The sequence below is a fragment of the Streptomyces sp. UW30 genome, assembly GCF_008042075.1.
Taxonomy (GTDB): domain Bacteria; phylum Actinomycetota; class Actinomycetes; order Streptomycetales; family Streptomycetaceae; genus Streptomyces.
Map to the genome: position 1 here is coordinate 79,242 of NZ_RDBN01000023.1, position 11,431 is coordinate 90,672.

Here is an 11,431-nt window from a genome sequence, read left to right on the forward strand (position 1 = left end):
CCGCCCTGCAACCCGCCTCGGCCGCACTCCTCACCGAACTCGCCGGGCCCGTACCGGCCGACGACGCGTCGGCCGACTCCGGCGAGGACGACCTGCGGTCCCGACTGGCCGCGCTGGCACCCGCCGAACGCGGCCGGACCCTGCTCGACCTGCTGCGCAACCGCATCGCCGCCGTCCTCGGCCACGCCGACCAGCGGACCGTCGAGGCCGACTGGACCTTCCGCGACCTCGGCTTCGACTCGCTGACCACCCTCGAACTGCGCAACGGCATCGCCGCGGCCACGGGCCTCACGCTGCCCGCCTCCCTGATCTACGACCACCCCACCCCGCAGCACCTGGCCGACTTCCTGCTCGGCGAACTCCTCGGGGACCTTCGGGAGCCCACACCCGACGCCGTGGCGCCGCAGGCCCGTGCCGTCGCCGACGACCCCATCGCCGTCGTCGGCATCGGCTGCCGCTTCCCCGGCGGCGTCACCGGCCCCGACGACCTGTGGCGGCTGCTCGCCGACGGCCGCGACGCCATCGGCCCGTTCCCCGACGACCGCGGCTGGGACCTGGCCGCGCTCGCCGACGGCGCCTCCACCACCCGCGAGGGCGGATTCCTCGACGGTGTCGCCGACTTCGACGCCGACTTCTTCGGCATCTCCCCGCGCGAGGCCCTCGCCATGGACCCGCAGCAGCGGCTCCTGCTCGAAACGTCCTGGGAGGCCCTGGAACGCGCCGGTATCGACCCGACCGGCCTGCGCGCCACCCCCACCGGCGTGTTCGTCGGCACCAACGGCCAGGACTACGCCACCGTCCTGCGGCGCGGCACCTCCGACGTCCAGGGCTACGCCGCCACCGGCAACACGGCCAGCGTGCTCTCCGGCCGGCTGTCCTACGTCCTCGGCCTGGAGGGGCCGGCCGTCACCGTCGACACCGCCTGCTCCGCCTCGCTCGTCGCCCTGCACTGGGCCGTGCGGGCGCTGCGCGACGGCGACTGCGGACTCGCCCTGGCCGGCGGCGTGTCGGTGATGTCGGCGCCGGACGCCTTCGTCGAGTTCAGCGCCCAGGGCGGACTCGCCTCCGACGGCCGCTGCAAGGCGTTCTCGGCCGCCGCGGACGGCACCTCCTGGTCCGAGGGCGTCGGCATGCTCGTCCTCGAACGGCTCTCCGACGCCCACCGCAACGGACACCACGTCCTCGGTCTGATCCGCGGTTCCGCCGTCAACCAGGACGGCGCCTCCAACGGGCTCACCGCCCCCAACGGCCCCTCCCAGCAGCGCGTCATCCGCCACGCCCTCGCCGACGCCGGACTGCGGCCCGCCGACGTCCAGGCGATCGAGGCGCACGGCACCGGCACGCCCCTCGGCGACCCGATCGAGGCCGAGGCGCTGCTCGCCGCCTACGGACGGGAGCGCGAACGGCCCCTGCTGCTCGGCACGGTGAAGTCCAACCTCGGCCACACCCAGGCCGCCGCCGGTGTCGCCGGCGTGATCAAGATGCTCCTCGCCATGGGCCACGGCGTCCTGCCGCGCACCCTGCACGCCGTGGAGCCCTCCCCGCACATCGGCTGGACTCCCGGCGGCCTCACCCTGCTCACCGAGCCGACCGAATGGCTTGCCGATCACGGCCCGCTGCGCGCCGGTGTCTCCGCGTTCGGCATGAGCGGCACCAACGCGCACGTCATCGTGGAACAGGCGCCCGAGGAACGGGCCGCGACGCAGCCGGCCGGGGAACCGGCCGAGACACGGGCGACCGGGGCCGGCACCCGAACCGGCGCCGACACCGAGGCCCCGTGGCCGTGGGTCGTCTCCGCCCGCACCGCCGCCGCCCTCGACGCCCAGCTCGACCGGCTGCGGACCGCCGACCTGACCGGGACCGCCGCCGACGTGGCCCTCACCCTGGCCACCGCCCGCGCCGCCCTCCCGCACCGCGCGGTGCTGCTCGCCGGACCCGACGGCACGACCGAGGCCGCACGCGGCCGGGCCCGCGGCAGCCGCGGCCCGCTCGCCGTCCTGTTCTCCGGACAGGGCAGCCAGCGCCTCGGCATGGGGCGCGAACTGCACGCCCGCTTCCCGGTGTTCGCCGACGCCCTCGACGCCGTACTGGCCCGCCTCGACCTGGAACTCGGCCGACCGCTGCGGCCGCTGATGTGGGGCGACGACACGACCACCCTCGACCGCACCGGCACGGCCCAGCCCGCCCTGTTCGCCCTCGAGGTCGCCCTGTACCGCCTGCTGGAGTCCTGGGGTGTCGCGCCCGAGTACGTCGCCGGGCACTCCGTCGGCGAGATCGCGGCCGCCCATGTCGCCGGCGTCCTGACCCTCGACGACGCCTGTGCCCTGGTCGCGGCCCGGGCCCGGCTGATGGACGCCCTGCCGCCCGGCGGCGCGATGGCCGCCGTACGCGCCCGCGAGGAGGACGTACGGCAGCTGCTCGGCGACACCGACGCCGACAGCGTCGCCGTCGCTGCCGTCAACGCGCCCGACGCGGTGGTGCTGTCCGGCGAGGAGAGCGCGCTGAACGCTGTCCTCGACCGGCTCGACGCCGCGCAGGTCACCCGGCTGCGGGTCAGCCACGCCTTCCATTCGCCGCTGATGGAGCCCATGCTCGACGAGTTCCGGGCCGCGCTGAACCGGCTCGAATTCCACCCGCCGACGCTCACCGTCGTCTCCAACCTCACCGGCCGCCCCGCTACGGACGGCGAACTCGGCAACCCCGACTACTGGGTGCGGCACGTCCGCGAGACCGTGCGGTTCGCCGACTGCGTCGCCGCGCTGCGGGACGCCGGCGTCGGTGCGTTCGTCGAGGCCGGTCCGGACGCCGTGCTTTGCGGCGCCGTGCGGTCCCAACTCGACGACGCCACGCCCGTGGTGCCGCTGCTGCGCCGGGACGGCGACGAGGCGACCGCCGCGCTGACCGCCCTCGCCCGGCTGCACGCCGACGGCGTCCCGGTGGACTGGGCGAGCTTCTTCGCCGGAACCGGCGCCCGCCTCGTCGACCTGCCCACCTACGCCTTCCAGCACCGCCGCTACTGGCCCGAGACCGCGCCGACGGCCCAGGTCGACCCCGTGGAGGCCGAGTTCTGGCAGGCCGTCGAGGCGTCCGACCCCGCGGCGCTCGCCGCCGCCCTGGGCACCGACCTCGGCTCCGAGGCGACGGCCGCTCTGGCGACGTGGCGGCGTGGGCGCCGGGCGCGGGCGGCCGCGGACGAACTCCTCTACCGGGCCGAGTGGGTGCCGGTCCCGCTGCCCGACGCGTCCGACGGCAGCGGACCCTGGTTGCTGCTGACCGGGGACGGGGACGAGGCGTGGGCCGATGCCGCGGTCGCGGCCCTGGGAGCCGACCGGCTGCGGCGGGCCGACCTGGGGGCGCCCGCCGATGACGTCGCCGAGGCGGTCGGCGTGCTGGCCCTGCCCGGCGCGGTGCGCGCCCACGGCGCGGACGGGCTGCTGCTCCGGGTGGAGCGGGTGGGCATCACGGCACGGCTGTGGGTCGTCACCCGCCAGGGCGTCAGGACCGGCCCCGCCGACCCCGCTCCGGACCTGGAGTCCGCGGCGGCCTGGGGTGCCGGACGCGTCGCCGCCCTGGAGAGCGCCCAGCGGTGGGGCGGACTCCTCGACCTGGACACCGCCCCCGACGAGCGGCTCGGAGCCCTCCTCGCCCTGGCATCCGCCGAACGCGAACTGGCCCTGCGCGCCGACGGTGTGCGGGCCCGCCGTATCGTCCGCGCCCGCGCCGACGGCGGCGGTGCCGACTGGACGCCGCGCGGCACCGTGCTCGTCGTCGGCACCGGCCCCATGGGCAGGGCCGTCGCCCGCCGGGCAGCCCTCGGTGGCGCCGACCGCGTGCTGCTCGTCGGCCGCGAGCCCGCCCCCGACACCGCCGACCGCGTCCTCGCCGGCACCGAAGCGGCGGCCCCGCTCACGGTCCACACCTGCGACATCGCCGACCGCACCGCCCTGACCGCACTGCTCGACGGCCCGGACGCCGCCGCGCTCACCGCCGTCGTGCATGCCGAGGAGTTCCCGGGGACCACCCTCGACGATGCCCGTGCCGCAGGACTCGGTCGCGACGAGGGGTCGAACGCCCCCGCCGTCGTGCCTGCCCAGCAGCCCCCGGGGACCACCCTCGACGATGCCCGTGCCGCAGGACTCGGTCGCGACGAGGGGCCGAGCGCCCCCGCCGTCGTGCCTGCCCAGCAGCCCCCGGAGACCACCCTCGACGATGCCCGTGCCGCAGGACTCGGTCGCGACGAGGGGCCGAGCGCCCCCGCCGTCGTGCCTGCCCAGCAGCCCCCGGAGACCACCCTCGACGACGCGCTCGCCGGCGTACTCGCCCTGGACGACCTCCTCGCCGACCGCGACCTGGACGCCTTCGTGCTGTTCGGCTCCGTCGCCGCCACCTGGGGTGCCCGCGGCCGGGCCGCTGAGGCCCGTGTCGGCGCCGCCCTGGACGCCCTGGCCGAACGCGCCCGGGAGCAGGGCCGGGCCGCCGTGGCCATCGCCTGGAACGCCTGGGCCGGCACCGTCGAACCGTCCCTCGCCGGGCACTTGAGGCTCAGCGGGATCCCGGCCCTCGACCCGGACACCGCACTCGCCGCCCTCGACCGGGCCGTCGGGCTCGGCCTGCCCGCCGTCACCGTCGCCGGTGTCGACTGGACGACGTTCGCGCCCGCGCACACCGCGAGCGGCGCCTCCACCGCCCTGTTCGCCGCCCTGCCCGAGGCCCGCGACGCGCTGTCCGCCGCGACCGGCACCGAGCCCGGCGACGGCCCGGCCGCGCGCCTGCGCGAAGAGCTCCGCGCCCTTCCCGGGACGGAACGCGCCGACCGACTCCTGCGTCTCGTGCGGGAGAAGAGCGCCCTCGTCCTCGGGCACGGGCACGGCACGGCGGCAGCCGACGCCATCGAACCCGACCGCCCCTTCCGCGACCTCGGCTTCGACTCGCTGGCCGCCGTCGATCTGCGCGACCAGCTGGCCCGCGCCACCGGTCTGACGGTGCCCGCCACGGCCGTGTTCGACCACCCCACCCTGGACGAACTCGCCCACCACCTGCTCACCGAACTCCTGGGCACCACCGGTCAGTCGGCGGTCGAGCAGACGACCGTCCCCGCCGGGGCGACCGACGACCCGATCGTCATCGTCGGCATGAGCTGCCGCTACCCCGGCGGCGTACGGTCCCCGCAGGATCTGTGGGACCTCGTCGTCGCCGGAGTCGACGCCACCGGCGACATGCCGCTCGACCGCGGCTGGGACTTCGACCGGCTGCTGTCCGGGGGCCCCGGCGGCAGCGTCACCCGGTGCGGCGGATTCCTCGCCGACGCCGCCGACTTCGACCCCGGCTTCTTCGGCATCTCGCCCAACGAGGCCCTCGTGATGGACCCGCAGCAGCGGCTCGTCCTGGAGGCCGCCTGGGAGGCGCTGGAGCGGGCAGGCATCGACCCGACGGGGCTGCGCGGCGGCGACGCGGGCGTGTTCGTCGGCGGAACCAGCGGCGACTACCGGCTCCCGGACAACCTCGGCCGCTGGGAGACCGCGCAGTCCGGCGCCCTGCTCTCCGGCCGCGTCGCCTACACCCTGGGGCTGCAAGGCCCCACGGTCTCCGTCGACACGGCCTGTTCCTCCTCGCTGGTGGCGCTGCACCTCGCCGTGCAGGCGCTACGTGCGGGGGAGTGCACCGTGGCGCTGGCCGGCGGTGTGACCGTGATGTCGACGCCGGTCGGCTTCGTCGAGTTCACCGCGCAGGGCGCGCTGTCCGCCGACGGCCGCTGCAAGGCCTTCTCCGCCGACGCGGACGGTACCGGCTGGGCGGAGGGCGTCGGCATGCTGGTGGTGGAACGGCTGTCGGACGCCGAGCGGCTCGGGCACCCCGTGCTCGCCGTCGTCCGCGGAACGGCCATCAACCAGGACGGCGCCTCCAACGGCCTCACCGCACCCAACGGGCCCGCACAGCAGCGCGTCATCCGCCGGGCCCTGGCCAACGCAGGACTGACCCCGGCCGGCGTCGACGTCGTCGAGGCGCACGGCACCGGCACCAGCCTCGGCGACCCGATCGAGGCACAGGCCCTGCTCGCCACCTACGGCCAGGACCGCGAACACCCGCTGCTGCTCGGCTCGGTGAAGTCCAACATCGGGCACACCCAGGCCGCCTCCGGTGTCGCCGGCGTGATCAAGATGGTGCAGGCCATGCACAGCGGTCTGCTGCCGCGCACCCTGCACGCCGACACACCCTCCCCGCACATCGACTGGGCCTCCGGCGCCGTACGGCTGCTGACCGAGGCGACCGACTGGCCGCAGACCGGCCGGCCGCGCCGCGCGGGCGTGTCCTCCTTCGGCGCGAGCGGCACCAACGCCCACGTGGTCCTGGAGCAGGCACCCGCGGTGCCGAGTGACGAGGCCACACGGGACGTACGGCACCCGCTGCCGGTCGTCCTCTCCGCCCGCACCCCGGCAGCCCTGCGCGACCAGGCCCGCCGACTGCTCGACCGGGTCACCGCCGAACCGCGCCCGGCCGTCGCCGACCTGGTGTACACGCTGGCCACCGGCCGCGCCCTGTTCGAGCACCGTGCCGCGCTCACCGTCACCGGCCACGACGGCCTCACCGCGGGCCTCGCAGCCCTCGCCGACCCGACCGGCACCGCCGACGCCCCGGGCGTCCTGCGCGCGGACGCACCCCGCCCCGGCCGGGTCGCCTTCCTCTTCCCCGGCCAGGGCAGCCAGCGCCTCGGCATGGGCCGGGAGCTGTACGACACCCACCCGGCCTTCCGTGCCGCGCTGGACGAGGTGCTCGGCCACTTCGACCCGGCCGTGCGAGGCGTGATGTGGGGCGAGGACGAGGCCGCCCTCGACCACACCGGCACGGCGCAGCCCGCGCTGTTCGCCGTCGAGGTCGCGCTGTTCCGGCTCCTGGAGCACTGGGGGATCACCCCGGACTACGTCGTCGGCCACTCCGTCGGCGAGATCGCCGCAGCCCACGCCGCGGGCGCGCTCACGCTCGCCGACGCCTGCCGGCTCGTCGCCGCCCGGGCCCGGCTGATGGGCCGGCTGCCCGAGGGCGGCGCCATGAGCGCGGTGCAGGCCACCGAGGACGAGGTCCGTGCGCTGCTCACCGACCGGGTGTCACTGGCGGCCGTCAACGGGCCCGACGCGGTGGTCGTCTCCGGCGACGAGGACGAAGTGCTGCGCATCGCCGGGCACTTCGCCGACCTGGGCCGCCGCACCCGCCGCCTCCGCGTCAGCCACGCCTTCCACTCCCCGCACATGGAACCGATGCTGGCCGACTTCCGCGCGGAGCTCACCGGTCTCACCGTCACGGCGCCCGCCGTCCCGGTCGTCTCCGACGTGACCGGACGCCTCGCCGGTGCCGACGACGGCTTCGGCTCGCCCGAGTACTGGGTGCGGCAGGTGCGCGAGGCGGTCCGGTTCGCCGACGGCGTCCGCGCTCTGCGTGAGCGTCAGGTGTCGGTGCTCGTGGAGGTCGGACCGGGCGGCGTGCTGCTCGGCATGGCCGGCGCCGGTCAGGCCGCGTCCGCGCTCGCCGTGCCCATGCTGCGCCGGGACCACGCGGAGGCCGAGTCGGTGACCACGGCCGTGGCACGGTTGCGGCTCGCCGGGCTCGGCGTGGACTGGGACGCCTACTTCGCCGGCACGGGCGCGCGCCACGTCGAAGTGCCGACGTACCCCTTCCAGCACGAGCGGTTCTGGCCCGAGCACACCGCCCGCAGGGCCGCGCAGGGCGGGGACGGCGACTTCTGGACGGCCGTCGAGAAGGAGGACTTCGCCGAGCTCGGCGCCCGCCTCGACGTCGACGACGACGCACTGGCCAAGGTGCTGCCCGCGCTGCTCGACTGGCGGCGCGGCAGGGACACCGAGACCCGGATGGACGGCTGGCGGTACCGCGTGGCGTGGCAGCCGCTGTCCGGCCTCCCGGCCCGCCGCGCCACCGGCACCTGGCTCGCGGTGCTGCCCGCGTCCGGCGCCGACGACGCCTGGACCGACGCGGTCCTGGACGGGCTTGGTACGAGCGTCGTGCGGATGCGCGCCGAGAGCACGGAGCGGGCCGAACTCGCCGCCCGCATACGGACGTTCGGCAGCGGATTCGACGGCGTGCTGTCGCTGCTCGCACTCGACGACCGTACGGACGACCACGCGGCGCCGGCGGGCACCGTCGGCACGGCCGCCCTCGTCCAGGCGCTCGGCGACGCGGGGCTGACCGCGCCCCTGTGGTGCCTCACGCGCGGCGCGGTGGCGGTCGGGGCGGCGGACGCGGCCCCGGCTCCGCGGCAGGCCGCCGTCTGGGGCCTCGGCCGGGTCGCCGCGCTGGAGTACCCCGACCGCTGGGGCGGCCTCGTCGACCTCCCGTCCGCCGTCCCCGGCGCCCGCGAACTCGACGCCCTCGGCGCCGCCCTGGCCGGACACGACGGCGAGGACCAGGTCGCCGTCCGCGGCGGCACCGCCTTCGCGGGCCGTATCGTCCCGGCACCCGCCGATGGCCGTGACGCCGACCCGGCCGCCTGGCAGCCCTCCGGCACCACCCTGATCACCGGCGGCACGGGAGCCCTGGCCGCCCACGTGGCCCGGCACCTCGCCAAGGCCGGCGCCCCGCACCTCGTACTCGCCGGGCGGCGCGGCCCCGACGCGCCGGGAGCCGCCGCGCTGCGCGACGAGCTGACCGGCCTCGGCGCCCGCGTCACCCTCGCCGCATGCGACGTCGCCGACCGGGGGCAGCTGACCGAACTCCTCGCCGGGATACCGCAGGACCTGCCGCTGACAGCCGTCGTGCACACCGCGGGCGTCGTCGACGACGGCGTCCTGGACCGGCTCACCCCCGAGCGGTTCGGCAGGGTCTTCCGGGCCAAGGCGGCGTCCGCCCTGCTCCTCGACGAACTCACCCGCGACAGCGGCCTGGAGGTGTTCGCCCTGTTCTCCTCGGCGACCGCCCTCGTCGGCAATCCCGGCCAGGCCAACTACGCCGCCGCCAACGCCGTCCTCGACGCGCTCGCCGAACGACGCCGCGCCGAGGGCCTGCCCGCCACCTCCATCGCCTGGGGCGTCTGGGGAGGCGGCGGCATGGCCGGGGGCGCCGCCGCCGAGGAAGCCATGCGGCGGGTCGGCATCGAGCCCATGGACCCCGAGCTCGCCGCCGAGATGCTGTGCCGGCTCGTCGCGCAGCCCCACCCGACCGCCCTCGTCGCGGGCCTGGCGTCAGGTGCGTTCGCCGGACCCGCCGCCGGACGTCCCCGCGCCCTGCTGCGCGGCCTGCCCGGCCACGACCGGCCGCAAGACACCGCCGAGCGGTCGGTCGAACCGGCCGCGGCCCTGCGGGACAGGCTCGCCAAGCTGCCCCCGGCCCGCCGCACCGACACCGTCCTCGACCTGGTGCTGGCCCGGTCCGCGGCCGTCCTCGGCCACCGCGACCCCTCCGCCATCGGCGCCGAACGCCTCTTCCGCGACCTCGGCGTCGACTCCCTCGGCGCGGTCGAACTGCGCAACCAGCTCACCGCCGCCACCGGTCTGCCCCTGGCCGCCACCCTCGCCTTCGACCACCCCACGCCGCTGGCGCTCGCCCAGCACCTGACCGAACACCTCGCCCCCGAGGCACCCGACACACCCGTCTCGCCCGACGGGACCCCCGAGGACGCCAGGATCCGCTCGGCGCTCGCCCGGCTGCCCCTGGACCGGCTGCGCGAGAGCGGCCTGCTCGACGAACTCCTCGCGCTGGGCACCGACAACGGCGCCACCGCGCCCCCGGCGGACCCCGAACCCGACGCCGACATCGACGCCATGGCGCTCGACGACCTCGTTCGCGCCGCACTCACGGGGCATGGAGCCGGCCCCGACGACCCCACCGAACCCGATGACTCGTCCGGCCCGGCCGACGAGTCCGCCGAGTGACGGAGCCAGCCATGACCACGATGCCCAGCGAGCAGGTCGTCCAGGCCCTGCGGGCCGCCATGAAGGACGTCGACCGTCTGCGCAGGAAGAACCGGCAACTGGCCGCCGCCGCAGCGGAGCCGATCGCCGTCGTCGGCATCGGCTGCCGCTACCCGGGCGGCGTGCGCTCGGCCGAGGACCTGTGGCGGCTCGTCGCCGACGGCACCGACGCGATGTCCGCGCTGCCCGCCGACCGCGGCTGGGACCTCGGCGCGCTCGGCTCCGCCGGAGTCGACGAGCACGGACACGAACTCAGCACCCGCGGCGGCTTCCTCGACGGCGTCACCGACTTCGACGCCGCCTTCTTCGGCATCTCCCCGCGCGAGGCACAGCGCATGGACCCCCAGCAGCGCCTGCTGCTGGAGATCTCCTGGGAGGCGATCGAACGCGCCGGCCTCGACGCCACCGCCCTGCGCGCCAGCCGCACCGGCGTCTTCATGGGCACCAACGGCCAGGACTACGCCCACCTCGTGCTGCGCTCCCTGGCCGACGCCGACGGCGAGGTCGGCAGCGGCATCGGCGCCGGCGCCCTGTCCGGGCGGCTCTCCTACATCCTGGGCCTGGAAGGGCCCGCGCTGACCGTCGACACGGCGTGCTCCTCGTCCCTGGTCGCCCTGCACCTGGCCTGCCAGTCGCTGCGGGGCGGCGAGAGCACCCTGGCGCTGGCCGGCGGTGTCAACGTGATGGCGACCCCGGGACCGCTCGTCGAGTTCAGCCGGCAGGGCGGGCTCGCCCGGGACGGCCGCTGCAAGGCCTTCGGCGACGGCGCCGACGGCACCGGGTGGGCCGAGGGCGCCGGGGTGCTGCTGCTGGAGCGGCTCTCCGACGCCGAACGGCACGGCCACGAGGTGCTGGCCGTCGTCCGCGGCTCCGCCGTCAACCAGGACGGCGCCTCCAACGGCTTCACCGCCCCCAACGGCCCGTCCCAGCAGCGCGTCATCCGCGCCGCCCTCGCCGCCGCCCGCCTCATCCCGGCCGACGTCGACGTCGTCGAGGCCCACGGCACCGGCACCCCGCTCGGCGACCCCATCGAGGCGCAGAGCCTCCTCGCCACCTACGGCCAGGACCGCGAACGGCCCCTGCTGTTGGGGTCGGTGAAGTCCAACTTCGGCCACGCGCAGGCCGCCTCCGGTGTCGCCGGCGTCATCAAGACCGTCATGGCGATCCGGCACGGCATCGCTCCCCGCACCCTGCACGCCGACACCCCCACCCGCCTCGTCGACTGGACGTCCGGTGCGGTCGAGGTCCTCGGCACCGAGCGGCCCTGGCCCGACAGCGGCCACCCGCGCCGCGCGGGCGTCTCCTCCTTCGGCGTGACCGGCACCAACACCCACGTCCTCGCTCGCCTCGACGGCGACCATGGCGCCGCCCGCCGGGAGGGCCGCCATCAGCCGGCCACGCGCCACCACCAGCGCGCAGGCATCTTCAAGGGACAGCAAGCCCGCGGCATGGACGGCGGCGATCTCGCCGACCGAGTGCCCGGCGACGAAATCGGCGCGCACGCCCCAGGACTC

Annotated in this window: 1 protein-coding gene and 2 pseudogenes (1 of these 3 running past the window's edge); 2 read left to right on the forward strand and 1 reads right to left on the reverse strand. The window is 76.4% G+C overall.

All coding sequences use genetic code 11. The features are described from left to right. Positions 1–9,878 carry part of the coding region annotated (locus tag EAO75_RS13620) for a type I polyketide synthase (protein ID WP_187284423.1) on the forward strand (this coding region is incomplete at its 5' end). The annotated region extends 25,556 nt beyond the left edge of the window, so 9,878 of the 35,434 annotated nt are shown. Further along, positions 9,875–11,257, forward strand: a pseudogene (locus tag EAO75_RS13625) (beta-ketoacyl synthase N-terminal-like domain-containing protein); the annotation flags it as partial. The gene EAO75_RS13620 and the pseudogene EAO75_RS13625, both read left to right, overlap by 4 nt. Positions 11,258–11,320: 63 nt before the next feature. Here EAO75_RS13625 and EAO75_RS48545 read toward each other — a convergent pair. Then, positions 11,321–11,419: pseudogene (locus EAO75_RS48545) on the reverse strand (hypothetical protein); the annotation flags it as partial. Positions 11,420–11,431 lie beyond the last annotated feature (12 nt).